The sequence below is a fragment of the Pedobacter sp. GW456-11-11-14-TSB4 genome, assembly GCF_059424425.1.
The window spans coordinates 424,131-450,443 of record NZ_JBWKZK010000003.1 but is presented as its reverse complement, the minus strand read 5'-3'; the positions used below and the strand labels follow the sequence as shown (position 1 = coordinate 450,443).

The window sequence follows — 26,313 nt, the reverse complement described above, 5'->3', positions numbered from 1 at the left end:
ATCAAAACTTGCAAGTGTTTTTAAATTTACTGAATGTATTGTCTCTAAGGATAAGTGATAATTCGAATGTTCTGGGCTGGTAATTGCTGATGTTTTTAGAAAACAACGAATAATTTACTCCGAGTGATAAATTAGACACATCGAAACCAATAAAAGGTAAAAATGAATTGCCATTTGTTTGATACCATAAGCCAGTATTTAGTTTCACTTTAGAATCAAAGTTTGGCTTAAACCCTACTACTGCACCCAAAATGGTATCATGACTAGCACCTTCGATTAAACGGTGAGCGCCAAAATTAAAATCAATTAAATCTTCATTTGAATATCTAAAGCTAAAGTTAATGGAATGTCTATAAGGCAATCTGATAGATAAATCGTTAAATAATGATTGTTTAGGCTTTGTTAAGTGATAAACTGCATAACCTAATGAGGCAGAGATTTTATCTAATGATAAAGCTAGATTAGTTCCAACATTAAAATCGAAATACGATAGTTGGTTGCTATTCAAGTCTAAATAGTTTGGTAATGATAAATTAAATCCACCATTTTGATATTGAGATGCGACAGTTAAAGCGTTAAAATCTAAACGTTTAGAAACATAAGAAACTTGTGGTGCTAATCCTAGTTTAAAATTGTGGTTTGGATCTAAAAATTTATAGTACGAAAATCCTGCACTGTAATTTGTAGCTTTTAAAAAATTATTAAACGATTCATCGTACAAGGCGCTAACCCCAATTGTAAAAATATCATTGTGATAAAATTCATCATTTAACTTTAACTCTCCTGATAAACTATAGGTGTTATATGGTGCACCAACGTTTGCCCATTGTTGCCTTACATTAGCGGCAACCCTATAATCTCCATCAAAATAACCAGCCAAAGCAGGATTTAAAGCTAATGGTGCTGCAAAATATTGAGAGAATTTAGCATCTTGACTATAAATATAATTAACAGCAAATAAGGCAATTAGTGTAAGTAATAACTTTTTCATTACGGGATTAAAATTGTGTTGCCCTTTGCAGTAAATTTCTGGTTAATTAAATCGATCCCCTCTGCAAACCAGGTGTATGTTTCAAATGGTTGAGCAGAATTATTGTAATACCCATTCCAACCACTTCCAGGTTCTGATGTATTTGTCTCAAAAACCAAATTTCCCCATTTGTTAAAAACTTTAAAGCTTAATAACTTTTTCAATGCATCAGTAAATGGATAAAGTTTATTATTGGTACTTTTAAAAGGGGTAAATGCTGTAGGAACAATTATTTTTGGTAACTCAACCAGTTCAGCTTTCACCTCTCCTACAATTGTACAACCAGATAAATTTGTTAGTGATATAAAATAACTTCCAGATTTAGTAACTTGATTTGGGGTCGTCAACTGCTTTTGCATTTGACTATCATGCCAATAAGCAATTTTATTATAATCGCTACTTCCTTTTAATATTTCCTGTTTTGTAAGGTCGATTTTTTGTGTAACAAACACGGTTCTAGGTTGATTAATTACGATTATTGGTTGCGAATTAACAATGACTTTAATTTCACTAATCGTTTCGCAATTATTCGGATTTGTTGCTTTCACAATGTATACACCGCTTTTATCAATAGATTTAGGATTGCTTATCATTCTTCCATCAACTTTGTCATAAAAGGTATAGTTTACATCTTTTGTACTTCCTACATAATTATTTAAATCCGTTAAATCTATTTTTAGCGGAGCACAAATAGGCTCTGGATTTTTTACTACTAAAACAGGCAATTCATAAATTGTAACTGCAACTGATTTACTAGAAACACATCCATTTTTGTTTACTGCTTTGATGTAGTAAGTACCTGTTAATGCGATAGATTGAGGATTATCTAACTTTAGCAACAAATTTTCATCTTTAAAATACGATAACTGTATATCATTGTCGCTTCCTTTAGTTACCTCTGCATTAGTAATATCAATTGTTTTTGGATAACAAACTGGTACAGGATTACTTACTTTTAAATTTGGCAAATCATAAATTTCTATATTTATTTTCTTTACAACACTACAATACTGAGATTTAAAACTGATATAATAAGCGCCGCTTTTGGTAATTTTATGTGGCGCTGAAACAACTTTGGTTAGGGCTAAATCTTCATAATATTGTACTGTTAAACCAGTTGGAACAATTTTTTGTATCAATTTACTGGTTAAATCTACATCGGTATCAGCGCAAACTTTGATTTCAGGAACAACATCAATATCGGTAATATCAGTAAATATAACTTCAATTGGCTTTATGGCACTACAGCCATTTGTGCTTCTAGCTTTTAAATAAAAAATACCGCTTCTAGTTACACTTGTTGGGTTTTGTAGGATATTTTTTAACTCAGAATCTGTGAAGTAATCATAGGTAACATCCTTACCCATGTTTAATCGATACTGATCAGAAGTTAAATCAATAATATCATTTTTACATGCATTCACTACGTTCACCAAATTCAGTTCAAAAGCTGCACTTTTTATTGTGGTGCTAACCGTATTTGTACATCCAAAACCTTCAAAAGGTATTAGATCAAGTACAACCTTCTCACCTACTTTTAATTTAGGATTGATAATGATTGATTTTCCTTCTCCGTATAATATAGATTTATCTTCATTGTACCATTTATAAAATTCGTAACCACTTGGTCCTGTCAACATCACATCTTCAGAGCCATTACAGTTACCATTACCTTGTATTATACTTTCGCAGTTTTCGTTAACGTCTAAATAGGCATAACCAAAATGTCCGCTTTGGGTACAATCTGCCGTAGTAAACTCTAATAAAAGCTGTTTACCTTGGTAATTACTTAGGTTAATAGAAACCGGCGACCAATCTTTATAAATGACACCATTTACTTTAGATTTTTTAAAACCTGGCAAGTTAGAGGTTGCTATATACTCGAAAGAAGCACAGTTTATATAGTTATTTGTACTTAAATCTAATACTTTAACGTTAAACCTAGGCTGTTCTGGTTCAATATGATTAGGATCTTGAAATACAACTGCATATTGATAAGTTAAATTAAAAACAGGTTTATCTGCCGGAACGGTAATTAAATAAGAAATTCTTTCGGCCTGTCTACCAGTGCCATCATTACCGAGTTTTACAGAATAATTGCTGCCATTTGGTGCGAGTACCGGAAAATCACCATATGGATCTTTTGCCGTTTTAGAATTTAAAATCGTATGCCGTAGGTTGGTAACCGCTACAGGATTTACAATAACTCGATTGCTGATTTTTCGATCTGGCAATAAAAAAGTTTCTACAGAACCAGTAAATGTTTGCCACTTGGCAAACGTACCTGTCTCAAACCCAATGTTATCTGGGCAATTTTGTCCGAAAGTAAAACTTATCTCCATTAAAAAGGAAATAAGCAAGAGGCTAATTAATCTATAATTTTTCAATTTTGGGGATGATTGAAGTACTAAAACTAATAATTTTTTTTCTTAATACTCAAATAAAATGCCTTAAAAACACACGATTTAACGATAAATAAAAACTTATTAACTATTAGTTTGTTATTTTAAATTAAAGGAAATTTTATATGAATAAATTATATACATCATCTGTTGTTGCCCAAGGCGGAAGAGATGGACACATAAAATCAAACGACGGAATTTTAGATTTTGAAGTTAAAAGACCTAAAGAAATGGATGGACAAGGCGGTGCAACCAATCCAGAGCAATTATTTGCTGCAGCTTGGGGACCATGTTATTTAGGCGCTTTAAAAAGCATTGCAGATAAAGAAGGTGTTGTAGCAGAAGATGCGACTGTCGATGTTCAAATCTCATTTAATGAAGATGGTAAAGCATTTGCTTTATCAGCAGAGCTAGATGTGCATATACCTGGTTTATCACATGATGAAACACAGCGATTGGCAGATATGGCTCACAAAACTTGTCCATACTCAAAAGCTACTAGAGGAAATATTGAAGTTAGAGTTACAGCGGTTTAATTTAGTAATATTACAATACAAAAAAAGCTTTCCAAATTTGGAAAGCTTTTTTTATGCCTTTATGCTTGCTCAACAATTTCTTCTTTTATCGTATTTTTTGGCCTGCCGTTTTTAAAAGCTTCTCTAGTTTTTAAGCCCAGCAACTCAAACATTACCATATCATCGGCAAATGCCGGATTAGGGGTAGTTAACAATTTATCGCCAGCAAAAATAGAACTTGCACCTGCCATAAAACAAAATGCTTGCTCTAAGGTACTCATCTCATTTCTACCAGCACTTAAACGTACTACAGAATTTGGCATCACAATTCTAGCTGTTGCAATCATTCTTACCATATCCCAAATTGGTACACGCGGCTGCTCCTCCAATGGTGTGCCTTTAACTGGCACCAAAGCATTTACAGGAACCGATTCTGGATGCTGTGGCAAGTTTGCCAAAGTTTGCAACATCGCTACCCTATCTGCTGGAGTTTCTCCTAAACCAATTATACCACCGCTACAAACTGTCAATTTAGCCTTACGTACGTTTTTAATTGTATTTAATCGATCATCGTAAGTACGTGTGGAGATAATTCTTTTATAATCCTCTTCAGAAGTATCAATATTATGGTTGTAGGCATATAAACCTGCATCTGCTAAACGTTGCGCTTGTGTTTCGGTAAGCATACCTAAAGTACAACAAACCTCCATATCCATATCATTAACAGCTTTAACCATTTCAATTACGCGGTCAAAATCCCTATTATCTCTAACCTCACGCCATGCAGCACCCATACATAAACGAGATGCTCCACCCTCTTTTGCTTTTACAGCGGCGCTAACTACCTGTCCCAATTGCATTAATGGCTGTACTTCTAAATCTGTTTGGTAACGAGCAGCCTGCGGACAATAAGAGCAATCTTCGGCACAACCACCAGTTTTTATAGAGATTAAAGAACTTATTTGAACTTCATTGTAGTCTTTCTGTTCACGATGAATAGTTGCAGCCTCATAAACTAAATCCAAAAATGGCTTATCATAAATGGCCTGTATTTCTTCTTTTGTCCAATCGTGTCTTAATGCTTGCATATTTATTTATGTGTATTTTTAATTTTATAATAATAATTTACTGGCTAAACCTAAAAGAAGTAAAAATCCAAAAACATCTGTAAATGTCGTAATAATTATAGATGATGCAATAGCTGGATCGATACCAAAACGTTTTAATACTAAAGGTATACCCGAACCTGTAATGCCTGCAATAACTAAATTGCCAGTCATGGCTAAAAATATAACCAACCCCAACATTGGGTTAGCATCAAAGAAAAACGCAATACCGAAAACAATTAAGCCGGTAACAGCTCCATTAATTAAACCAACGGTAAATTCTTTTAAAACAGCACGATAAGCCTGATTATCTGTTAAATCATATAGCGAAATACGCCTAACAGTAACGGCTAAAGCTTGTGTTGCGGCATTACCACCCATACCGGCTATAATAACCATGTAAGCAGAAAGAACGGTTAATTGTGCGGTTACAAACTCATAATGCCTAACCACTGCCGATGCTAAAAATGCGGTAGCTAAATTAATAATTAACCAAGGTAAACGAGATTTTACTGCCTCTACCCAATTACCGCTCAATTCCTCATCTTCAGATACCCCAGATATTTTTAGAAAATCCTCTGTGTTTTCATCTTCCAAAACATCAATCACATCATCAAATGTAACTAAGCCTAATAGTTTCATTTCATCATCAACAACCGGGATACTGGTTAAATTGTACTGCGAAATTAACTTTGCAACCTCTTCCTGATCTGTTTCTGCTTTCACATACACCACATCAGCATTTACCATTTCAGTTATTTTTTGGTAGCCTTTGGCTTTAATAATGTCTTTTAAAGAAACAATTCCTTTAAAAACATTGTCATCATCAACTACATAAACCGTGTAAAACTCTTCAATTTCTTCACTTTGCCGTATTATTTCATCAATTGCATCTTTTTTGCTAGCATTTAAGTTAATTCGAATAACATCGGTGTTCATTAAACCACCTGCTGTTTCTTCGTCATAGCTCATTAAATTCCGAATACTTGAGGCATCATCCTCATTTAAGTCTTCTAAAATTTCTTGCTGCTCATGCTCGTCTAGCTGAGAAATAATATCCGTAGCGTCATCATAGTCGAGTTCTTCAACAATTTCGGTACGCTTATCTGGATGCAGTTGCAGTAACAATTCTGCAGGGTGCGATTCCTCATGCATTTCGGCAATAACTTCCGATGCAATTTCTACATCCAATAAGTTAATAATTCGCTCCTTGTCTTCACTGCTTAAGCTTTCAAATAAAATAGCAATTTCAGACGCATGATATTCAGCCAGCGTAGCCTTAAGTAGTTCATTATCACCACTTATTGCCTGCTTTAGCTTAGAAACGTCTGTTTTATCTAAATCAAATGATTGCATAGGGCACTAAGATAGAAATAATTTACATGTGAAATGTTAGAAAAATGGCTTTTAAAAGCGGTTAGAGTAATTTTTATTTGAAAAACAAAGGGTAGCAAATAATGGCTAATGCTATCCTGCTTTACGTTGCTCCCGATGAAAAATCGGGATTTACTTCAATCAGGTTTATTTTACAAAGCAAGTAGTGCTTTTTGGGGGTTGTATGATGCAGATTTTGTTCAAAAGCCTTAACACAATTTTTAAATCATTGCCGTCGGTTTTAACCGACGGAACTATGGATTATGCTTAAGCGCTTAATTTTTGTTTCTTGCACAAGCCTTAATTTATTAAACCTGACAGCAGCGAACATGTAGGGGTAACCCTCTCGGTTACCCTGGAGTAAAGCGAATGGCAGGACTTTAGTTTCCGATGAAAAACAGAACCTTGCTTTTCAAAAAACATCTCAAATCACACATCTCAAATCTCATATCACATATATCAAACCTTACTTAAACCAACCTTTGCGCCAAAAATAAATTACTTGTAGCACAGCAATTATACCCATAACAATCATGGTGTATAAATAACCATGTTCTTGGTAAAGTTCGGGCATGTTTTGTGGCAAAATTTTACCTGTAACTGGATCCTCTCTGCTAAAATTCATACCGTAAATACCAGCAATAAAAGTTAGCGGAATAAAAATAGATGAGATGATGGTTAGCACTTTCATAATCTCATTCATTCTGTTACTGATGATTGACAAATACATATCGATGTTACTTGCCGAAATCTCTTTAAGCGATTCTACCATATCAATAGTTTGGATACAGTGATCGTAAGCATCTCTTAAATACACTTTTGTAGAATCAGTGATAAACTTACTGTCGGTTCTCAAAATATCGTTCATTTTGTCTCGCTCTGGCCAAGTAACTCTCCTCACATTTATTAAATTACGTTTTATGGCTTGAGTATCGTACATAATAGTACGGTCTGGTTTTTCAAACAACCTATCTTCAATGTTATCTAACTCTTCGCTCCAAACGCCTAACACAGAAAAATATTCATCGATAATTAAATCCATTAAGGCATACATTAAATAGCTACTGCCGCCAATGCGAATATTGCCTTTACCACCTTCTAAACGGTTGCGAACAGCATCCAAACAATCTTCATATTTATCTTGAAAAGTGATTAAAACATTGGAAGTTAATATGAAAGACAGTTGCTCATTTTGTAAAACATTTTCTTCGTCTATAAACAACATGCGGCTAACAGCAAAATCATGCGAACCATACTCCTCGAACTTAGGGCGCTGGTATGTTCTGGTAATATCTTCTAAAACCAATTTGTTGATATTCCATTCGGTATTTAATGTTTCGAACATGTTAAAGGAGTTAAATCCTTTAATTTCTACCCAATAATTGTAGTCTGCATCTACCAATTGAGCCCTTAAACCCTCAATAGTTTCTAGCTTTTTTACCTCGTAATAGTTTTCGTTGTAGGTGTATAAATTGATGTGAGGAGTTAAAGAGTTCTCATCAATAAATACAATACCCGGACTAGAACCCGGTTTAGGAAGTTTATAGCTGTGTTTTTTATGTTTATGCTTTTTAAGCTTTGTCATAATTTACAAATAGAGTTTTGCTTGCGGCCCTTGGTTAAATAACAAATCGACAATACTTAAGTTAGGTATAAAATCATTTCTATCGCTAAACACCTGAAAATAGTTTTTTGCATTTGCAGAGTGTATTTCACTTTTATTAAACTTTGATCTAAAATCAAGTTCATTTGCTAAATCATTTTCATATTCAGCTGTAAATGATAAAGACTGATTTTGCTTTAATTGTTTTAAAATCCAAGAGAATAATTCTACATTAAAATCGAAAAGGAAATCGAATTTGTGATGATAAAATGGTGCTAAACCATCCTCATAAAATTCAAAATAAGCTGAGCTACGGTAGCAAGTTTGCATGCTAAGCCAATGCAATCTTTGCCATTTGGCATCGTAGCTAATCTTTACATCTTTAATTGGTGTTTTAAATTTCGAGCCTTTTACAACCGGTATCATTAAATCTAAAATACCATCTGGCGAAGCGATGCTGGTTCTATTTCTGAATGTCTGCTTTACAAAATGCTCATGCTTTTCTATAGAAAAATTAAAATCATTTTCTTTTAATGCTGTAAAATAGCTTACCGGTGGAAGATAAAAAAGAGGAAATATTGCTGAACTTTGCATCTGTTACTTTATGTTTGTATTCTAGTTGCCCAAATTAATGATTCTAAAAGGCTTTTCGTATATCGGTATATTTTTTTTGTACGTTTTATCGCTTTTACCCCTACCTATACTATTGTTTTTTGCCCGGATAATTTATTATCCGCTTTATTACATTGTTGGTTACCGAAAAAAAGTTGTTAGAGAAAACTTGCAAAAATCTTTTCCGGAGAAGGATTTAAAGACAATTATAACCATCGAAAAAAGATTTTATAAGTATTTAACAGATTTGATTTTCGAGATTATTAAGTTGAACAATATCTCTGAGCGAGAGTTACGCAAAAGAGTAAAATTTAACAACCTCTCTTTAGTTGAAAACTACTTTAACAAGGGCGAAAGCATTTTAGCGTGTACCGGTCATTATGGCAATTGGGAACTTTGCATGCTTGCTTTAGGATTAAATATTAGCGCAACGCCATATGTAATTTATAAGCCCTTGGCAAGTGAGGTTTTCGAAAATTGGTTTCAAAAATGGAGAACTCAATTTGGGAATATATTTGTACCCATGAGACAAACTTTACGGCAGGTTGTGGCTACAAAAGATAAAGCAACTATGTTTTGTTTTGCAAGCGACCAAACCCCAGTTAGAGAAGAAACCCAATACACTTTACAATTTTTAAATCAGCCTACGGCGGTATTATTAGGTTTAGAAAAAATAGCATTACAAACCAATAGACCAATATTTTATTTTGATGTGATAAGTGTTAAGCGTGGTTATTATGAGGTAAATTGTGTGCCTTTATGTTTAAATCCGAAAGCAACAAAAGATCACGAAATAACGGATTTATTATTTGAACATTTAAATAACACCATTCAGCGAGAGCCGGCTTTTTGGTTGTGGAGCCATAGGCGATGGAAGTTTACAGTATAAGTATGGAACCAAGCGTAGCAGTTGTAATATTAAATTGGAATGGTAAAAATTGGTTAAAACAGTTTTTGCCAAGTGTTGTGGCTTCTAATTATACCAACCTTCAGGTTATTGTTGGCGACAATGCATCAACTGATGAATCAATTTTATTTGTTAAAGAGCACTTCCCCACCGTTAAAATTATTGTTAACGACAAAAATTATGGATTTGCTGGCGGATACAATCAGGTTTTAGCACAAGTTGAAGCTGATTATTTTGTGTTGCTTAACTCTGATGTTGAAGTGCCGCAAAACTGGATTAAACCTGTAATTGATTTAATGCAGAGCGATGAAAAGATTGCAGCCGCTCAGCCTAAAATTAAATGGCAAAAAAATAAAAGTGTTTTTGAGTATGCTGGTGCAGCTGGCGGATTTTTAGATTTATTTGCTTATCCATTTTGCAGAGGAAGAATTTTTGATGCCATTGAGCAAGATACCAATCAGTACCAAACTGAAATTGATGTTTTTTGGGCAAGTGGTGCAGCATTATTTATTAAAAGTAAAGCTTGGAAAGAAGTTGGAGGTTTAGATGCCGATCTTTTTGCCCATATGGAAGAGATTGACATTTGTTGGCGTTTAAAAAATTTAGGATATAGAATTGTATGCTGCACAAGCGCAGAAGTTTACCACGTTGGCGGAGGTACTTTAAATAACAACAATCCTTATAAAACCTACCTTAATTTTAGAAATAACCTCATTATTATGCAAAAAAACTTGCCTAAAGTTGATGCCTATTTAAGGATCTTCATCAGATTTTGGCTCGATTTGATTGCGTGGGTTCGGTTTTTATTGAGAGGAGAATTTAAATTTACTGCCGCAATTAGCAAGGCTCATTATCACTTTTTCATAAACTTAAATCAAACCGCAAAGAAAAGAACACAAACTCAACTTCCATATTTGAAGCACACTGGTGTTTACAAACACAGTGTTGTTTACAAATATTTCGTTAAAAAAATTAAAAAGTTTAGTCAGCTGCCTTGGTAAAAGGTAAATCAATTTGTTCTTTAATGGTTTTATCTACCCAATGTACGGTGTTAGATGCCAAACCCGTGGTATGAAATTTTACTAAACCATCTTTACCAACCACTAAATGAGTTGGGTAAGACGAAACGCTGTATTTTTGAGCATAATATCTTCCATCTGCAACTATAGGGTATAAAAAAGGCAAAGTTTTTATAAATTGCTTGATATCATATTTTTCATCAAGTGCTACTGCCAAAAATACAACATCTTTATTGTCTTTGTATTTAACATACATTTGATTTAATTCTGGTATTTCTTGCTTGCAAGGCGGACAATTGATAAACCAAAAGTTAAAAACTAATACTTTACCAGTTAGTTCTCTTAAATCATATTTATTGCCATTGATATCTACAAACTTATCCCCTTTAAATTTTTCACCATCTTTAAAAGACGAACTTAAACGCGGTCTCGGTAATTTATCCATGTTTGCTATCTTTCTCTCAGTGGCTTTAACTTTTTCCTCAGCAGACATTTGATACATGATAAACTCCGTTTTTTCTTTGTTTAATTTAAAAGCATAGTCACCAGTAGTATAATAGGCACGCCATAACTTACTGTTCAAAATGTTTCCAGCTTCATCTTTAACAATAGCTTTATCATCTAATTTTAATGTAGTTGTAGCCATTTGTGCATTGCTATAAGTAGCAAATAACACTAATGCAATGATTAAAAATTTTTTCATATTAGTTTGATTTTAATAAACTTTCAATAGCTAATCTGTAGCCATCTAACCCAAAACCTGTAAGCACTCCTTTGCAATTTTTACCAGTTAAAGAAACATGTCTAAACTCTTCTCTGGCATAAATATTAGAGATATGTACTTCAACAACGGGTGTTTTAATGGCCGCAATAGCATCGGCAATAGCTACAGAAGTATGTGTATACCCACCAGCGTTAATGATAATGCCATCATATTTAAAACCAACTTCATGTAATTTATTAATCAACTCCCCTTCTACATTGCTTTGGTAATAATCAATTTCCAAAATCGAATACAAATCACGCAGTTGCGAGATGTAACTATCAAACCCTTCAGAACCATAAATACTTGGCTCTCTTAAACCTAAAAGATTTAAATTTGGTCCGTTTATAATTTGTATTTTCATTTGTTGTAATTTAAAATTTGTAACGTTGCAATGTTATAAAAAAAACTCAATAAATTAAGTGAATTTTCAATCTTACCTAAAAGGATTTAAAGACTATCTGAAATTAGAGCGCTCGCTTTCTAAACATTCTATTGATGCCTATTTAAACGATGTAGATAAGTTAGTTCAGTTTTATTTATCAACAGAGAAAGAGCTTAATTTAAATAAAATTACCTTAAAGGATTTACGAGAGTTTATTACTTGGCTCAATGAAATTGGTATGCAATCTAACACTCAGGCAAGGGTAATATCAGGATTGAAAGCTTTCTTTATGTATTTAATGCAAGAAGAAATTATTGATGAAGACCCAACTGCTTTACTCGAAGCTCCTACGCTTACCCGTAAATTACCAGATACCTTAAGTATTGATGAAATAAATAAACTAATTAGTGCAATTGATGCTTCTAAGCCAGAAGGCATGCGCAATAAGACCATTATCGAAATGCTTTATGGTTGTGGTTTACGTGTTACAGAATTGGTTGAGCTCCGCATATCTAACATATTTGAAAAGAGTGAGTTTATAAAAGTTGTGGGTAAAGGAAACAAAGAAAGAATTGTACCTATTGGTTCAGTTGCACTTCATCTCTTAGATATCTACATTAAACAGGTAAGAGTTCATCTAACCATTAAAAAAGGGCATGAAGATTTTATCTTTTTAAACAGATTTGGAAGTAGGCTATCACGAATTTCTGTATTTAACTTGATTAAATCTTTAGCCGAAGCTACAGGAGTTCATAAAAATGTTAGTCCGCATACACTGAGGCATTCTTTTGCCACCCATTTAATTGAAGGTGGCGCAGATTTAAGGGCTGTACAAGAAATGTTAGGGCATGCTAGCATTACCACAACAGAAATTTATACGCATTTAGATAGAGATTATTTGAAAAGCGTGATTACGCAATTTCATCCAAGATCATAACACCCTAAAGGACCTTTCCATAAAATAGGATTTGAGAGTTTCAGTCTGGTTTATTTGCTTTAATCATTCTATCCTTACCTTGCATATCTTTTCTTAACTCAATGTTTTTAAAATTTTTATCCTTAAGTAATTGCATAGTTTGTTCACCTAAATATTCATTAATCTCAAAAAATAACAATCCATTTTCTTCAAGATTTTCCAAGGCGAAATTGGCTATAGCCTCGTAAAATATCAATGGATTTTGGTTGTTAACAAATAATGCTCTGTGCGGTTCGTTACTTAAAACATTTTTATGCATTGCAGGTTTTTCATCTTCTTTAATATAAGGGGGATTGCTAATAATTATTGAAAGTTGAGATTTGAAATTTGAGACTTGAGAATTTAATATATCATCCTGAATAAATTTAACTTCAAGATTGTTTAATAAAGCATTTTCTTTGGCTGTTTCAATTGTATCTTCTGCAATATCTAATGCGTAAATTTCAGTTTCAGGCAAATTTTTCTTCAATGAAACTGCAATGCAGCCACTTCCTGTGCCAATATCAAGTATGTTTACAATTTTAGATGGACGATTAATAGTATTTTCTGAACGGCAAACCGACAAAATCCAATCTACCAGTTCTTCAGTTTCTGGTCTCGGTATTAAAACCGATGGATTAACTTTAAATGGTAATCCGTAAAAATAGGTCTCCCCTAAAATATACTGTATAGGTTTCTCAGCTAATAGTTCATTTAAAATATGATCAAATTCTTGGAGGAGATCTTGGTTAAGTTGTCCCTCTTTTTTTAGTAAATAATCAGCTCTGCTATACTGCATTAGCTGTGCCACACTTAACAAAAATATAGCTTGCGCTTCGTCCTTTTGGTAAAGACCCGATAATTTATCAATAAACTGTTGTAATAATTGTTTCAATTGCATCGGTGGTAAAAATAGAAATATTCATTTGAATAGTTATCGAAAATATGAGCCTAGGCTGAAAAATATAACTTACTTTTGCTGCAATGAATATCGATGAATTTTACATGCAACGCTGCCTAGACTTAGCCAAATTAGGTATAGGTAAAGTAAGTCCTAACCCGATGGTTGGTTGTGTAATTGTTCAGGAAAATAAAATTATTGGAGAAGGATTTCATCAGAAATTTGGTGAAGCACATGCTGAAGTAAATGCTGTGAATAATGTGTTTGCCGAATATGGTGATAATACTTCTGCCCTCTTAAAAAATGCTACAATTTATGTGAGTTTAGAACCTTGTGCTCATTTTGGTAAAACTCCACCATGTGCAGATTTGTTGATTAAACATGAAGTTAAAAAAGTTGTTATCGGCAATAGAGATCCATTTGACGCAGTTAACGGAAAAGGTATAGAAAAACTAACTAACGCTGGTATTGAAGTAGTAAGTGGAGTTTTAGAAGATAAATGCAGCTATTTAAATCGAAGGTTTTTTACCAGAATTAAAGAACAACGACCATTTATAGTTTTAAAATGGGCACAAACAGCAGATGGTCATTTTGCGCCTCTAAATGCTATTCAGAAATGGATTACAGGGCCAATTGCCAAACAACTCTCTTACAAATGGCGAAGTGAAGAAGACGCAATTTTAGTTGGTAAAAACACAGCATTGGTTGACAATCCGCAATTGACAAGTAGAATTGTAGGCGGCAAAAATCCAATCCGAATAGTAATTGATAAAAATTTAGACATCCCATCTAATAACCACATATTTGACAATAAAGCAAAGACGATTATTTTTAATGAAGTAAAAACGGATGTAATAGAAAATATCCACTATGTGCAAATGGAGGATATGCATTTTTATTTAGCTCAAAAAATAGCCTTCCAATTATTTTTAATGGATATACAATCGGTGATTATTGAAGGTGGCATTCAAATCCTAAATCAGTTTATCAATGCAAATTTATGGAATGAGGCGAGAATATTTACGTCTAACACAAATTGGAATGAAGGTAAATTAGCACCAGCAATTGACGGAATAGTAATGGAAAATTTGATATTAGGAGATGATCAATTGACAATCTTAACCCAAGCTAAAAAACGATGATATATTTAATACTCAGTATAATTTGCAGTGTTACTGTTGGTGTTCTTTTAAAGCTAGCCAAACGTTACCATATTGATATTGTACAAGCAGTTACGTGGAATTATTTGTTTGCTATTGTTTTGAGCTTAGTGTTTTTTAAACCCGATTTCAGCTTAATTACAGTAAGTAATTTCTCTCCTATTTACATTTCGCTTGGTGTTTTATTGCCAGTAATTTTTCTTTTTCTTGGCTTTGCAGTAAGGCAAGCAGGCTTAGCAAAAACAGATATTGCGCAACGGTTATCTTTATTCATATCACTTTGTGCCGCCTATTTTATATTTAATGAAAGTTTTGATCGTTTAAAATATGTAGGGATCATTTTTGGTTTTATTGCTATTGTACTAACCATGTATAAAAAAGGAACATACTCATCCTCAAAAAATAGTTGGTTATATTTATTGCTAGTTTTTGTAGGCTTTGGCGCTATTGATATTCTCTTTAAAATGGTGAGCCAGTTAAGCGCAGTACCTTACACAACATCACTTTTTCAAATATTTTGCATTTCTTTCATACTGTCTTTAGTTTATATCATTTATCTGGCAATCGCTAAAAAAACAAAAATTCAATTCATCAATTTTATTTGCGGTTGTATTTTGGGCTTTTTTAATTTTGGCAATATTTTATTCTATTTAAAAGCTCATGGTGCAATGGCCGATAATCCATCAACTGTGTTTGCAGCAATGAATATTGGCGTAATCATAATTGGTAGTTTAGTAGGGATTATCGTCTTTAAAGAAAGGTTTAGTAAATGGAATTACACCGGGTTGCTTTTTGCTTTAATCGCAATTATTTTAATCACTTTATCAAAATTACATGCTGTTTGATGATAGCTACAAAACGATAAAATCAATTTCTGAAGGCATTTTTAGAGATAAAGGCAGCAAGTTTATTGGTTACGCCTACCCTATAAAAAGTGAAGACGAGGTTAAATCAATTGTTGCAAAATTGAAAGCCGAACACGCAAAAGCAAGACATTTTTGTTGGGCTATTAGACTATCTACTGATAGAAATGTATTCAAACTAAATGATGATGGAGAACCTTCTGGAACAGCAGGCAGACCGATACTAAACACTTTATTGTCGGCAGATGTGACCAATATTTTAGTTGTTGTAGTGCGTTATTTTGGTGGTACGCTATTAGGTGTACCTGGTTTAATTAATGCATACAAAAATGCCACAATTGAAGCTATAAATGCCAACGAAATCATCAACAAAACCATTAATGATATTTATCAAATCAATTTTGATTATTTAATGATGAACCAAGTTATGAGAGTTGTAAAAGAAGAACAATTAGAAATTATTAATCAGGAGTTTGATACCAATTGTATCATAAAATTTGAAGTTAGAAAAGCTAACTTAAATCAGGTTTTAGGTAAATTAGAAAAGATTGAAGGAGTTGAGATAAAGTATTTAACTACAGTTTAATTAATCCAATACTTTGTCGAACTTTTTAAAGATGAAAACTCTGAATTTTTTTATAAAGTTGATATTAAATCAGCTTTGTAATGAAAGATACCTCCTCGCTGCCCTACGTTCGATAGGAGGTATTTTACCAATGATTTTTGTTAAGTTTGCTATGCGCTTTGTATCTGCCAATAATCTAATGATACAAATGAACTAATGAACGAACAAACCAATGTTATGCAAAAACTCTCAGAAGCAGATTTAATTATCAATCCAGATGGAAGTATTTACCACCTAAATTTATTACCAGAAGATATAGCTGATACTTTAATTACTGTAGGCGATTTAGATAGAGTTGCTGAGGTGAGCAAATACTTTGATCGTATCGAGCTTAAAAAAGGAAAGCGTGAATTTATAACACATACCGGTTATATTGGTAAAAAACGTGTAACTGTTCTTTCTACAGGTATAGGTACTGATAATATTGACATTGTTTTTAATGAGTTAGATGCTTTAGTTAATATAGATTTTGAAACTCGTACTGTCAAAAAAGAGCTAAAATCTTTAGATATTATTAGAATTGGTACATCGGGAACAATACAACCTGACATTGAAATGGGTACAATTTTAGCTTCTTCTTTTGGATTAGGTTTCGATGCCTTGATGCATTATTATATACATGAACTTTCTGGAGATGAGCACAGTATTTTGGATGGTGTAAAATCGCACTTTTCGCATGTAAAAAATTTGCATCCTTATTTAACAGCTGCAGACCATATTTTACTCGAAACAGTTGGGAAGGATATGACGCAAGGTATAACCATTACTGCACCAGGTTTTTATGCACCACAAGGCAGACAAGTGAGAGCTAAAAATGCAGTACCAAATTTTATTTCAATGCTGAATAGCTTTAAACAAGATGAACATCGCATTACCAACTTAGAAATGGAAACCGCTGGCATTTATGCTCTAGCAAAAACATTAGGTCATAAAGCATTATCGGTAAACGCAATTTTAGCAAGCAGAGTGAATTTTGAATTTAGCAAAGAACCTAATAAAATAGTTGAAAAGGCGATTAAAATGGTTTTAGAACGTTTAAGTTAGGATTGTGATTAATCTAGATAGACTAAGGTTATCCTTATTGCGCTTCATCGATTTTTTTTACCCAGTAGCTAAACCTTGGTTGGGCTTGCAGACTTTTAGATATGCAGTTTGTGGCGGTAGTAATGCTGCTTTAAACTTACTTATTTTTTATTTGAGCTATAATTTTATTTTTGAAGATGAGGTAATCTATCTTTTAGATTTCGCAATAACTAGGTACATCGCAGCTTACCTAATTGCATTGTCATTTAGCTTTCCAATTGGTTTTTGTTTAAATAAGTTCATCGTATTTCAACAATCTAACTTAAAATCTCAAGTACAATTATTTAGATATGCATTTATAACAGTCTCGAGCATTTTAATAGATTATTGTCTGCTCCACCTACTAGTTGGTTATTTTGGTTTTTGGGCAACTCCATCCCAAGCATTTATCATTGTAATTCTATCGCTCTATAGCTACTTTGCCCAAACTTATTTCACTTTCAAGACAATTAAATAATTTTTCTTACGAATTCATAAATAGTTGAGTTTTGATAGTTTTGTTTGTTTAGCCAAGCTAAAAAATTATCCATACGAGTAACCATTTGGTGGCCAGAATTTTTACTTACATAACCCGGAAAACCAAAACGTTTTTTGTTACTTAAATCGGTAAATTCCCATGGATGAAAATATATGTTTAAGTATTTATCTCTTTTAACAGCTTTTTTTACAAGAAAGCGGTAAAACCACTGCGGAAAGTTATGGAATGATAGCCAGAACAAAGGAATACGAAAAAATGTACTTACTGAAGCTGGTAATTGTAAAACATTGCCTTGATTAAAGTAAGTTCTTTTGATGTGTAAATTATTGTATCTGCCAGGTAACCAAGTTGGATTGATTGAACTATTATACAAATATCCTGCTTTTTCAATTTCAAGTTCATTAACAGGCATCATCCGTGGCATTCTAAATCCATGTATTGGCGAACCAAAAAGTTCTTCCAATTTTTCTTTGGCATTTTTTAAATCCTTAACCTCAAATTTGGAATGATAATAACTGTGAGAGGCCAGTTCGTGACCATCATTTTTAATTCTTGCAATTGCTGCAGGCGCATGTATGGCAAAGGTTGCAGTTGAAAAAAAAGTAGCCTTAAAATTATGTTTTTTTAAGAGATCTAAAATAAGGTTTGTACCTTCGATTGATATGCTAATTTGATCCTCGAAAGAGATTTCCTTACCATATTCAAAGGCCATATCAAACTCTTCTATATCAAAACTTAAGAGGATCATTTGTTATTAATATTAGTAGAACGGATGATGTAATTTGGTCTGTTTTTAGATTGTATAAACATTTTTCCAATATAAATACCGATTATCCCTAAGATGATAAGCTGCAAACCTCCAAAAAATGCCACTGTTGAGATTAGAGACGCCCAACCGCTAACATGCTGACCAACATAATACGCATACAACACATAAGGAATATAAAGTAAGGATAAAAATGAGAAGAAAAAGCCCAAATAAACTGCAGTATGCAAGGGTTTGATGCTTAAAGAAGTTACTCCATGTATTGCCAATTTGCGCATTTTTGCGATGTTATACTTGCTGGCTCCCGCAAACCTTTTTTCGGGAATATAGTCGATAGCATATTGCTTAAATCCTAGCCATTTTACCAATCCTCTTACAAAAGGCTCATTTTCATTAAACTGTTTAAAAACATCCACAACAGTTCTATCTAATAACCTAAAATCGGCAGTGCCTGGTTCTAATTCAATATCTGATAAGGAATTGAGCAATTTATAAAAATACAAAGAAGATTTTCTTTTTCTAAAAGACAGACTTTTATCTTCTTTTCTTCGGGTATAGACAACATCAAAGCCTTCCTCCCATTTATGTATCATTTGCATAAATAACTCTGGCGGATGTTGTAAATCTGCATCTAATGAAATCACACAATCGCCCTTGGCAAAATCTAAACCTGCTTTTAATGCTGGTTGGTGACCAAAATTGCGAGAAAATTCGATATAAAAAATTCTATGATTTATAGCAGCAATATCCTTAACAATTGATAAGGTTTTATCAGAGCCACCATCGTCAATCACTAAAATTTCATAATCATAGTTTAAGTTTAATAGCACTTTTGCTATTCTATCAAAAATGATGACAATATTTTCTTCCTCGTTATGTGCAGGAATTACTATTGATATGAGTTTATTCATTAATGTGTACAGGTTTTAGACTAAACTTTTCGAAAATTAGTTGATAAACTATTGCCAGCCAAACAATTAAACACGGTAAAGCTTTCAGCGAATATCGTATAATGTATTGATCTCTAATAAATTTCGGAAACAGATCTGAAGGTGAAAAACTGGTCAACAACATGGCGAAAATAAATAAGGCGTAAGTCCAATATGATTTTGGTTTATCTTGTACTACAAACCAAATAGCTACACCAACAAATGCGATGATGTAAGTTGGCGACTCTGATGAATTACTGAAAATTACAGCAAAAATTAGGGCTGAGGCCAGATACAATAGCCTAAATTTTAATGATTGATACTGCGATATTCTCAGATACGGTAATGCAAAAACAATAACACCAGTAACTAAAAATGGCAAATTTGAAATATTTACATTTCCACTTATCCTACGAGCCATACCCATTACAGAAATATCTTGCATAGAAGTTAATGAGGCGTTTAATAGTTGCTTCTCTGACAAGGATTGATACCAATCTTGATAGGATTGTAAAATGTAAGAAGGCGTAAAAAATAGCATTGGTAAAATCAAAAACACAATTGACCACATAACACCATACATAATGAGTTTTGGTTTTTGTTTTGCAAAGAAGAAAAATGCCAGGCCAATAACACCATAAAGCTTTACAAAAGTTCCTAATACGATTACAAGAGCAGCCCAAAAATTTTTCTCTTTCTCAATATAAATAAATGCTAAAACTATGATTGCTGCAATTGATATATTAAACTGCAAACCCAACATCGCCGTATATAGTTCATGAGTGATAATCCAAAAAACTGCATTTACCTTTGTAGTGCTTAAAGGCAATTGCTTAATTGCAAAGTATAGGAAGAATATATTTGCTAGTTGCCAAAAAAGCATCCCTAAATAGTCGGGTAATATGGCAAATGGTGCAATTAATAAACTAAAAAATGGACCATAATGATTGCTGTCTTGATGGTCTGATGGATACGCTGAATAAAGATTTAGTTGATCAAGAGCATGGTAAAATGTATGCTTAAATATTAAATAATTATTACTTACAGTAAGTTGAAAATAATGCTTTACAGCTATTAGAAGGGCTAAAAGTATCCAAAGTATTAAAACAACAGATTTATTGTTTAAGAATTTTACTACAGCATTAAGTTTTGATACAGAGCTATGATTATTAGTCACAATAATTTAGATTGCTACATTTGATTAAACAAATATAGCAGTTAATCTAACATTACTGTTACAAAATAATAAATTTTAAATTATGCCTCTGGAATATGCTCAACTACTAATTCATTGCCTGCGCTATCCAAGTAGGTTACCGTCATTTCATTTAAATCAGTTACCCATTTTTCTACACCTGCAACAGCAACCTGCCTGCAAAAAGTAATGTAGTCAGTTGCTCCATTTTGATGAACTTTTAAAGCTTCCTTTAACTCTTCAACAGATGAAGTTTCTTCGATAATTAAATCTTCATAAGCAGGTGCGCTTTGAACTGTATGATCGTCGTTTCCATAATAAACAGACATACCATTTATTACAAAAACATCATTTCTTATTACACCCAATGCTTTAATTTCTTGAATAAAATTAGGAAAATCTGCACCAGATTTAATCTTAGCCTCTGCTGCTTGTATTTGTTCTATTGTAAACATGATCGTTAATTTTCTAAGGTAACTTTATAAATTGTGGTTTGGCTATAATTCTCGTCAGGCTGTAAAATTGTATTAGGAAAATGTTCAATATTTATTGCATTTGGATGGTGTTGGGTTTCAACACAAAATCCGTCAAATTCTTTATATTCTTTTCCAGCTTTACCATTTTTAACTGCCAGATATTTAGCAGTATAAAAATGCGCAACAGGTTCGGTACTATATACTAAAAGAGATAAACCACTTTCGCTGTCTTTTGTTTTACTAGCTAGCGTTAAATCTCCATAATTTTTATCTAAAACATAAGATTGATCGTAACCCAAAGCCGCATCCCATCCCTCTCCTATTTTTTTACCGCTTCTAAAATCATGATGCGTACCTTCAACAGACAATAAATTTCCTGTAACTACACTATTTGCATCTTGTTCTAAATAATTAGATGCAAACATTTGGTGGTGATGGTTAATTATTTTTTCGCCATTGGCTGATAAGTTAAAATAACTATGGTGTGTTAAGTTTACAGGTGTAGCTTCATCTGTATCAGCATGATAAGTTAAAATTAATTCGTCGTTATCAGTTAACTCAAATCTCAACTGAACTACTAGATCTCCAGGAAAATTCTCTTCGCCATCAAAACTGAAATGCTGAAAAGTAACGCTTGCATTTGGCTGTTCAGCAATTTCAATCACATCCCAAACTTTTCTGTCGAAACCAAATTTTCCACCGTGCAAGCAGTCTTCGCCATTATTTTTTTCTAATTGATATTCGTAGCTTTCAACTTCAAACTTACCGTCTTTAATTCTATTCGCATAGCGACCAATTATAGCACCGAAATAAGGGTATTTTGCTAAATAATCATCGCTTAAATAATCTTCAAATTTATCAAAACCCAATACAATATCTTGATTTTCGCCTTTGGCATTTTTTACAATAAATTTATTAATAATGGTACCGTAATTAAAAATCTTAACTAAAGTACCTTTTTGGTTAGTTAATTCGATCTCGATTATCTCTTTTTTATCAACAATAATCCCTGTATTAATTTGCTTTACTTTCATAAATTGTATATTGGCTGCTTGCTAAATTACAACTAATATTGAAGACAAATCAATAAATTATTTTTTATGGAAGATCAGTTACGCCAAAAATTTATAGAGAAATACCATCAAAATCCCACGGCTATCTATTTTGCACCTGGCAGAGTAAATTTAATTGGAGAGCATATAGATTACAACGGCGGTTTGGTAATGCCTTGCGCAATTACGGCCGGTACATGGCTGCTTTTGGCTCCAAATAATGATAATGTATTGAGATTTAGCAGTATTAATTTTGAAGATGAAACAAGCCTGCCAATTCAAATAAACTACGAAAAAAATGGCTCATCTTGGTTCAATTATCCCGTTGGTGTTTTTAATGAATTACAACAATTAGGTTGGTTACCTGGCGGATTGGATTTATTATATTTTGGTAACATACCTATTGGCTCCGGACTTTCATCATCAGCATCTTTAGAAGTTTTAACTGCTTATGCTTTAAATGATTGTTGTAATTTAGCTCAAGATAAATTAGAACTAGTAAAATTGAGTAAAAGGGTTGAAAACAATTTTATTGGCGTTAACTCTGGCATTATGGATCAGTTTGCAGTTGCCTTTGGCGAAGCTGATAAAGCCCTTGTATTAAATTGTGATACTTTAAAATATAAGGTAGTAGATTGTAATTTAGGCGAATATGTTTTAGCGATAATTAATACCAACAAAACAAGAAAACTTGAAGAGTCTAAGTATAATGAACGCTTTGAAGAATGTAGATCTGCGCTTAAAGCTTTACAAAAGGAAATCAACATTAACAACCTCTGCGACCTTACCGCCGAAAAATTTGCTTTACATAGTCATTTAATTGAAAACGACACTATATTTAAAAGAGCAACACATGTTGTTAAAGAAAATGATAGAGTTCATTTAGCCGCAAAAGCATTAAGTAATGGAGAATTAGAAGTTTTCGGGAAGTTGATGTATGCTTCACACCAATCTTTAAAAGAATTATATGAAGTATCTGGTGAGGAATTAGATGCTGTAGTTGATTTTTGCACTGAATACGAACACGTTATTGGTGCGAGAATGACCGGTGCTGGTTTTGGCGGATGCGCCATCGCTTTGCTAAAAAAAGGATTTGAAGAAGATTTTGCTAAGCATTTAACGGATAGTTATGTCGCAAAAATTGGCTATCCTGCTGCTATTTACATTCATCAAATTGGCGATGGAGTGAAGAAATTAGTTAATTAAATATTCTAATCAGTAGTTTTGCAATATGAGAAAATTAAAACTAGACGAACTAAATCGTGTAGATATTAAAGAGTTTAAGGAGCAAGAGAAATTACCAGTAGTAGTGGTGTTAGATAATGTTAGAAGCATGCACAACGTTGGTTCTGTGTTTCGCACCGCAGATGGTTTTTCTATTGAAAAAGTTGTTTTATGTGGTATTACAGCTCAACCTCCACACCGTGAGATTGAAAAAACTGCTTTAGGAGCAACCCAATCTGTAGACTGGGTACATTTTGAAGATACGTTAACTGCAATTGATCACCTAAGAAATGAAGGTTATCAAATTATTGCAATTGAGCAGGCTCAAGATAGCACTATGTTAAACACCTTTAAGCCAAATAACGAGCTTAAGTATGCGTTAATTTTTGGCAATGAAGTAAATGGAGTGAGCGATGAAGCTATGCAAATGATAGATGAATGTATCGAAATACCACAATTCGGAACTAAACATTCGTTCAATATCGTTATTTCTGCAGGGATAGTTTTATGGGATTTCTTTGCAAAATTACGTTTGTAAAAATACACTAATTTTGGCAAGTGTATAGTTTTGTATACAAAAATAGACACTTGATCTCTCCTTTAATTGTATCAGGTATGATACATTAATAAGCTGATAACATGAAGTTTACGTAAAATTCATTAATATTTGGCAAGGTTTTTCTAGATGGCGATGTAAATAGAAATTTATCATCCATCTATTAAAATTAATAAAAATGAACTTAAAAATTACAAAAACTGCATTATTGGTAGCGTTACTAGGCGTATCAGGATCGGTATTAGCACAAGAAACAACAACTACAAGTACACGTTTCGACAAACAATCTTACCGCACATGGAGTGTTGGTGCACAAGGTGGAATCTTATCACAAAACACAATTTTTGGTGGAGATAGCCAAAGAGCAGACGAATTCTCTAGTATTGGTTACGGAGTTTTCGTTAAAAAACAAATTTTACCAGCATTAGGTTTACAAGCTGATTTTTTACGTGGCGATGTAAAAACTTACTTTGGTGCAAACTCTAGATCAGAAAACAAAGTTAACTGGGCTACTTCATTAACAGCTGTATTAAATGTTGCTAACTTTAGCTTCAACGATCAAAATGCTGTATTAATTCCTTATGTAAAAGCAGGTGCTGGTTATATGTCATCAAGTGCTGACGTAACTACAGGATCTACTACAACAAATTTATTTACAGACAGAGAAGGTTGGTATATTCCAGTTGGAGTTGGATTTAAATTAGGTGTATCTAAAGGAATTAACCTTGATTTTGGTTACGATGTTAACTTTATCAAATCTTCACCTACTGTTAAATCTGTTTATAACGAAGGTAGATTTGGATATGCTCACGCAGGTGTAGAATTTGCTATCGGTAAAAAAGAAAAATCTCAATTACAAAATTATAGCGCAATTGCTGATTTACGTAAGAAAAGTGCTGCAGAAAGTGAAGAATTAAGAAGAGCACTTTCATCTGCAGAAGCAAACGCACAAAGAGATAGAGAGCAATATGCTAAAGACATGGGTGATGATGACGGTGATGGTGTTGCAAACAAATTTGATAAATGCGCTGGTACTCCTGCAGGTACTGTAGTTGATGGTTCTGGTTGCCCTTTATCAGCTCCAAAACCACAAATCATTAAAGAAACTAAAGTTGTTGTAACTGAAGCAGACAGAAAAGTTGTAGGTGATGCTATTGCAAACTTAGAATTTGACTTAGGTAAATCGACCATCCGTTCTAAATCATATGCTAGCTTAAACAGAGTTGCTGCTTTATTGATGGAAAAAGATTTTAGCTTAAAATTAGCTGGTCACACAGATAACACTGGTGGTAGAGAATTAAACTTACGTTTATCTAAAGACAGAGCAGAAGCTGTTAAAGCTTATTTAGTGTCTCAAGGTGCTAATGCATCAAGAATTGAAGCTACTGGTTACGGACCTGATCAACCAATTTCTAGCAATAAAACTGCTACTGGTCGTCAAGAAAATCGTCGTGTAGAGTTTACAATTTACTAATCAAGATTTTATCTTAACAAAAAGCCTTCAAGAAATTGAAGGCTTTTTTGCTTTATACCAATTTTTAATACATTTGATCATACATCTAAATATGGAAAATCAATTATTAAAAAAACTACAAATTAAACCCGGCTTCAAAGTTAGAATAGTAAATGCGCCTGATAATTTTTCCTCAATTATCTCAGCAATACCATCTGATATAGAACTTTCAGCTAACATCAAAAAGGATTTTGATGGATTGTTAATATTTGCTATCAGCAAAGCTGATTTATTAAGCGCCTTGAAACTTGAAAATATTGGCACAAATACAATTTGCTGGATATTATACCCAAAAGCTAAATCTAAATTGGCCAACGATTTAAACCTTATGCAAAATTGGGAAGATTTAAAAGCCTTTAACCTCACTCCTTGTGGATCAGCTGCTATTGATGAAACTTGGACGGCTCTACGTATCAAACCGATTTCAGAATTAAAAAGATCTGGTTTGGGAAATACAGAAATTGCACAAAACGATTTTGGAAATTATATTGATGTTACAAATAAAATAATTACCCTGCCAGTAGATTTAGAGCTGGAACTTCAAAATAATTCTCTAGCGTTTGATTTTTATCAAAACTTATCTTATTCCAATAGAAAAGAGTATGTGCTTTGGGTTTTATCTGCCAAGCAAGAAAAAACCAGAACAGATCGTATCGCTAAAACTATTGAGAAATTATCTGCTGGCAAGAAAAATCCAAGTGAAAAGTGAAATAACCACTAAAGTCCACTAGAAAGAGAGCAGTGATGAGAGAACTGACTTGGTTAAGCTACTGCCTACAAAAAAACAGATATCTCGTCGCTGCACTCGCTCGATATGACGG

27 protein-coding genes are annotated in these 26,313 nt (G+C 33.1%); 13 read left to right on the top strand and 14 right to left on the bottom strand.

Features of this window, described 5'->3' with window-relative positions; translation table 11 throughout:
• Position 1 precedes the first annotated feature (1 nt).
• Both AC07XU_RS13660 and AC07XU_RS13655 read right to left on the bottom strand, forming a co-directional pair.
• Complete coding sequence (locus AC07XU_RS13660; protein ID WP_494944183.1) at positions 2 to 991, bottom strand: PorP/SprF family type IX secretion system membrane protein; 990 nt, start codon at positions 989 to 991, stop codon at positions 2 to 4.
• Positions 991 to 3,372: a T9SS type B sorting domain-containing protein gene (locus AC07XU_RS13655; protein ID WP_494944182.1), complete on the bottom strand. Its 2,382-nt coding sequence runs from the start codon at positions 3,370 to 3,372 to the stop codon at positions 991 to 993. The genes AC07XU_RS13660 and AC07XU_RS13655 overlap by 1 nt, the downstream gene beginning before the upstream one ends.
• Before the next feature lie 185 nt (positions 3,373 to 3,557).
• Here AC07XU_RS13655 and AC07XU_RS13650 point away from each other — a divergent pair, with 185 nt between their 5' ends.
• Positions 3,558 to 3,968, top strand: a complete 411-nt coding sequence (locus AC07XU_RS13650; RefSeq protein WP_494944181.1) for an organic hydroperoxide resistance protein — start codon at positions 3,558 to 3,560, stop codon at positions 3,966 to 3,968.
• A gap of 59 nt (positions 3,969 to 4,027) precedes the next feature.
• Here the strand turns inward: AC07XU_RS13650 and bioB are convergent, their stop codons facing one another.
• The 4 genes from bioB to AC07XU_RS13630 form a co-directional block, all read right to left on the bottom strand.
• Positions 4,028 to 5,035: a biotin synthase BioB gene (gene bioB / locus AC07XU_RS13645; RefSeq protein ID WP_494944180.1), complete on the bottom strand. Its 1,008-nt coding sequence runs from the start codon at positions 5,033 to 5,035 to the stop codon at positions 4,028 to 4,030.
• Positions 5,036 to 5,059: 24 nt separating this feature from the next.
• Positions 5,060 to 6,409 (bottom strand): magnesium transporter, encoded by a 1,350-nt coding sequence (mgtE, locus tag AC07XU_RS13640; protein ID WP_494944179.1) that lies wholly within the window; start codon positions 6,407 to 6,409, stop codon positions 5,060 to 5,062.
• Between the two features lie 484 nt (positions 6,410 to 6,893).
• Positions 6,894 to 8,012 (bottom strand): magnesium/cobalt transporter CorA, encoded by a 1,119-nt coding sequence (corA, locus tag AC07XU_RS13635; RefSeq protein ID WP_494944178.1) that lies wholly within the window; start codon positions 8,010 to 8,012, stop codon positions 6,894 to 6,896.
• A 3-nt stretch (positions 8,013 to 8,015) separates the two neighbouring features.
• Complete coding sequence (locus AC07XU_RS13630) at positions 8,016 to 8,624, bottom strand: WbqC family protein (RefSeq protein WP_494944177.1); 609 nt, start codon at positions 8,622 to 8,624, stop codon at positions 8,016 to 8,018.
• Between the two features lie 37 nt (positions 8,625 to 8,661).
• Here AC07XU_RS13630 and AC07XU_RS13625 point away from each other — a divergent pair, with 37 nt between their 5' ends.
• Both AC07XU_RS13625 and AC07XU_RS13620 read left to right on the top strand, forming a co-directional pair.
• On the top strand, positions 8,662 to 9,531 hold the full coding sequence (locus AC07XU_RS13625) for a lysophospholipid acyltransferase family protein (RefSeq protein WP_494944176.1): 870 nt from the start codon (positions 8,662 to 8,664) through the stop codon (positions 9,529 to 9,531).
• A 2-nt stretch (positions 9,532 to 9,533) separates the two neighbouring features.
• A complete protein-coding gene (locus tag AC07XU_RS13620; RefSeq protein WP_494944175.1) occupies positions 9,534 to 10,550 on the top strand; it encodes a glycosyltransferase family 2 protein in 1,017 nt (338 codons plus the stop codon).
• Here the strand turns inward: AC07XU_RS13620 and AC07XU_RS13615 are convergent.
• Positions 10,531 to 11,271 carry a TlpA family protein disulfide reductase gene (locus AC07XU_RS13615; RefSeq protein ID WP_494944174.1) on the bottom strand — a complete coding sequence of 247 codons (741 nt, stop codon included), beginning with the start codon at positions 11,269 to 11,271 and terminating at the stop codon, positions 10,531 to 10,533. The genes AC07XU_RS13620 and AC07XU_RS13615 overlap by 20 nt on opposite strands.
• 1 nt (position 11,272) lies before the next feature.
• Positions 11,273 to 11,695 carry a type II 3-dehydroquinate dehydratase gene (aroQ, locus tag AC07XU_RS13610; RefSeq protein ID WP_494944173.1) on the bottom strand — a complete coding sequence of 141 codons (423 nt, stop codon included), beginning with the start codon at positions 11,693 to 11,695 and terminating at the stop codon, positions 11,273 to 11,275.
• A 58-nt stretch (positions 11,696 to 11,753) separates the two neighbouring features.
• On the opposite strand from aroQ, the gene xerD reads away from it, so the two are divergent.
• Positions 11,754 to 12,653: a site-specific tyrosine recombinase XerD gene (xerD, locus tag AC07XU_RS13605; RefSeq protein WP_494944172.1), complete on the top strand. Its 900-nt coding sequence runs from the start codon at positions 11,754 to 11,756 to the stop codon at positions 12,651 to 12,653.
• 40 nt (positions 12,654 to 12,693) lie between these two features.
• On the opposite strand, the gene prmC is transcribed toward xerD, so the two are convergent.
• Positions 12,694 to 13,566, bottom strand: coding sequence for a peptide chain release factor N(5)-glutamine methyltransferase (gene prmC / locus AC07XU_RS13600; protein ID WP_494944171.1), 873 nt, complete (start codon positions 13,564 to 13,566; stop codon positions 12,694 to 12,696).
• Between the two features lie 89 nt (positions 13,567 to 13,655).
• Between prmC and ribD the strand changes: the two genes are divergently transcribed.
• The 5 genes from ribD to AC07XU_RS13575 all read left to right on the top strand — a co-directional run bounded on the left by ribD (position 13,656) and on the right by AC07XU_RS13575 (position 17,760).
• Positions 13,656 to 14,714: a bifunctional diaminohydroxyphosphoribosylaminopyrimidine deaminase/5-amino-6-(5-phosphoribosylamino)uracil reductase RibD gene (gene ribD / locus AC07XU_RS13595; protein ID WP_494944170.1), complete on the top strand. Its 1,059-nt coding sequence runs from the start codon at positions 13,656 to 13,658 to the stop codon at positions 14,712 to 14,714.
• Complete coding sequence (locus AC07XU_RS13590; protein ID WP_494944169.1) at positions 14,711 to 15,577, top strand: EamA family transporter; 867 nt, start codon at positions 14,711 to 14,713, stop codon at positions 15,575 to 15,577. Before ribD ends, AC07XU_RS13590 begins: the two co-directional genes overlap by 4 nt.
• Positions 15,567 to 16,181: a YigZ family protein gene (locus tag AC07XU_RS13585; protein WP_494944168.1), complete on the top strand. Its 615-nt coding sequence runs from the start codon at positions 15,567 to 15,569 to the stop codon at positions 16,179 to 16,181. Before AC07XU_RS13590 ends, AC07XU_RS13585 begins: the two co-directional genes overlap by 11 nt.
• 216 nt (positions 16,182 to 16,397) lie before the next feature.
• On the top strand, positions 16,398 to 17,264 hold the full coding sequence (locus tag AC07XU_RS13580) for a nucleoside phosphorylase (protein ID WP_494944167.1): 867 nt from the start codon (positions 16,398 to 16,400) through the stop codon (positions 17,262 to 17,264).
• A gap of 4 nt (positions 17,265 to 17,268) precedes the next feature.
• The gene (locus tag AC07XU_RS13575; RefSeq protein WP_494944166.1) at positions 17,269 to 17,760 is read left to right on the top strand and encodes a GtrA family protein; all 492 of its coding nucleotides are present in this window, start codon (positions 17,269 to 17,271) and stop codon (positions 17,758 to 17,760) included.
• Here the strand turns inward: AC07XU_RS13575 and AC07XU_RS13570 are convergent.
• From AC07XU_RS13570 to AC07XU_RS13550, 5 genes are all read right to left on the bottom strand, one after another.
• Positions 17,753 to 18,529, bottom strand: coding sequence for a polysaccharide deacetylase family protein (locus AC07XU_RS13570; RefSeq protein WP_494944165.1), 777 nt, complete (start codon positions 18,527 to 18,529; stop codon positions 17,753 to 17,755). The two genes, AC07XU_RS13575 and AC07XU_RS13570, sit on opposite strands and share 8 nt — an antisense overlap.
• Positions 18,526 to 19,458 (bottom strand): glycosyltransferase family 2 protein, encoded by a 933-nt coding sequence (locus AC07XU_RS13565; protein WP_494944164.1) that lies wholly within the window; start codon positions 19,456 to 19,458, stop codon positions 18,526 to 18,528. Before AC07XU_RS13565 ends, AC07XU_RS13570 begins: the two co-directional genes overlap by 4 nt.
• A complete protein-coding gene (locus tag AC07XU_RS13560) occupies positions 19,451 to 20,653 on the bottom strand; it encodes a glycosyltransferase family 87 protein (protein ID WP_494944163.1) in 1,203 nt (400 codons plus the stop codon). The genes AC07XU_RS13565 and AC07XU_RS13560 overlap by 8 nt, the downstream gene beginning before the upstream one ends.
• 80 nt (positions 20,654 to 20,733) lie before the next feature.
• Positions 20,734 to 21,126: a DUF1398 domain-containing protein gene (locus AC07XU_RS13555; RefSeq protein WP_494944162.1), complete on the bottom strand. Its 393-nt coding sequence runs from the start codon at positions 21,124 to 21,126 to the stop codon at positions 20,734 to 20,736.
• A 5-nt stretch (positions 21,127 to 21,131) separates the two neighbouring features.
• Entirely contained in the window at positions 21,132 to 22,181 is a 1,050-nt protein-coding gene (locus AC07XU_RS13550) for an aldose epimerase family protein (protein ID WP_494944161.1), read from the bottom strand.
• A gap of 66 nt (positions 22,182 to 22,247) precedes the next feature.
• On the opposite strand from AC07XU_RS13550, the gene AC07XU_RS13545 reads away from it, so the two are divergent.
• The 4 genes from AC07XU_RS13545 (at position 22,248) to AC07XU_RS13530 (ending at position 26,201) form a co-directional block, all read left to right on the top strand.
• Complete coding sequence (locus tag AC07XU_RS13545) at positions 22,248 to 23,405, top strand: galactokinase (protein ID WP_494944160.1); 1,158 nt, start codon at positions 22,248 to 22,250, stop codon at positions 23,403 to 23,405.
• Between the two features lie 25 nt (positions 23,406 to 23,430).
• The gene (locus AC07XU_RS13540) at positions 23,431 to 23,961 is read left to right on the top strand and encodes an RNA methyltransferase (RefSeq protein WP_494944159.1); all 531 of its coding nucleotides are present in this window, start codon (positions 23,431 to 23,433) and stop codon (positions 23,959 to 23,961) included.
• A gap of 196 nt (positions 23,962 to 24,157) precedes the next feature.
• Complete coding sequence (locus AC07XU_RS13535) at positions 24,158 to 25,453, top strand: OmpA family protein (RefSeq protein ID WP_494944158.1); 1,296 nt, start codon at positions 24,158 to 24,160, stop codon at positions 25,451 to 25,453.
• A 91-nt stretch (positions 25,454 to 25,544) separates the two neighbouring features.
• Positions 25,545 to 26,201, top strand: a complete 657-nt coding sequence (locus AC07XU_RS13530; protein WP_494944157.1) for a YdeI/OmpD-associated family protein — start codon at positions 25,545 to 25,547, stop codon at positions 26,199 to 26,201.
• Positions 26,202 to 26,313: the final 112 nt, after the last annotated feature.

Coding starts and splice junctions, on each gene's coding strand:
- AC07XU_RS13660 (WP_494944183.1), bottom strand. CDS start 991: ATGAAAAAGTTATTACTTACACTAATTGCCTTATTTGCTGTTAATTAT.
- AC07XU_RS13655 (WP_494944182.1), bottom strand. CDS start 3,372: ATGGAGATAAGTTTTACTTTCGGACAAAATTGCCCAGATAACATTGGG.
- AC07XU_RS13650 (WP_494944181.1), top strand. CDS start 3,558: ATGAATAAATTATATACATCATCTGTTGTTGCCCAAGGCGGAAGAGAT.
- bioB (WP_494944180.1), bottom strand. CDS start 5,035: ATGCAAGCATTAAGACACGATTGGACAAAAGAAGAAATACAGGCCATT.
- mgtE (WP_494944179.1), bottom strand. CDS start 6,409: ATGCAATCATTTGATTTAGATAAAACAGACGTTTCTAAGCTAAAGCAG.
- corA (WP_494944178.1), bottom strand. CDS start 8,012: ATGACAAAGCTTAAAAAGCATAAACATAAAAAACACAGCTATAAACTT.
- AC07XU_RS13630 (WP_494944177.1), bottom strand. CDS start 8,624: ATGCAAAGTTCAGCAATATTTCCTCTTTTTTATCTTCCACCGGTAAGC.
- AC07XU_RS13625 (WP_494944176.1), top strand. CDS start 8,662: ATGATTCTAAAAGGCTTTTCGTATATCGGTATATTTTTTTTGTACGTT.
- AC07XU_RS13620 (WP_494944175.1), top strand. CDS start 9,534: ATGGAACCAAGCGTAGCAGTTGTAATATTAAATTGGAATGGTAAAAAT.
- AC07XU_RS13615 (WP_494944174.1), bottom strand. CDS start 11,271: ATGAAAAAATTTTTAATCATTGCATTAGTGTTATTTGCTACTTATAGC.
- aroQ (WP_494944173.1), bottom strand. CDS start 11,695: ATGAAAATACAAATTATAAACGGACCAAATTTAAATCTTTTAGGTTTA.
- ribD (WP_494944170.1), top strand. CDS start 13,656: ATGAATATCGATGAATTTTACATGCAACGCTGCCTAGACTTAGCCAAA.
- AC07XU_RS13590 (WP_494944169.1), top strand. CDS start 14,711: ATGATATATTTAATACTCAGTATAATTTGCAGTGTTACTGTTGGTGTT.
- AC07XU_RS13585 (WP_494944168.1), top strand. CDS start 15,567: ATGCTGTTTGATGATAGCTACAAAACGATAAAATCAATTTCTGAAGGC.
- AC07XU_RS13580 (WP_494944167.1), top strand. CDS start 16,398: ATGCAAAAACTCTCAGAAGCAGATTTAATTATCAATCCAGATGGAAGT.
- AC07XU_RS13570 (WP_494944165.1), bottom strand. CDS start 18,529: ATGATCCTCTTAAGTTTTGATATAGAAGAGTTTGATATGGCCTTTGAA.
- AC07XU_RS13565 (WP_494944164.1), bottom strand. CDS start 19,458: ATGAATAAACTCATATCAATAGTAATTCCTGCACATAACGAGGAAGAA.
- AC07XU_RS13555 (WP_494944162.1), bottom strand. CDS start 21,126: ATGTTTACAATAGAACAAATACAAGCAGCAGAGGCTAAGATTAAATCT.
- AC07XU_RS13550 (WP_494944161.1), bottom strand. CDS start 22,181: ATGAAAGTAAAGCAAATTAATACAGGGATTATTGTTGATAAAAAAGAG.
- AC07XU_RS13545 (WP_494944160.1), top strand. CDS start 22,248: ATGGAAGATCAGTTACGCCAAAAATTTATAGAGAAATACCATCAAAAT.
- AC07XU_RS13540 (WP_494944159.1), top strand. CDS start 23,431: ATGAGAAAATTAAAACTAGACGAACTAAATCGTGTAGATATTAAAGAG.
- AC07XU_RS13535 (WP_494944158.1), top strand. CDS start 24,158: ATGAACTTAAAAATTACAAAAACTGCATTATTGGTAGCGTTACTAGGC.
- AC07XU_RS13530 (WP_494944157.1), top strand. CDS start 25,545: ATGGAAAATCAATTATTAAAAAAACTACAAATTAAACCCGGCTTCAAA.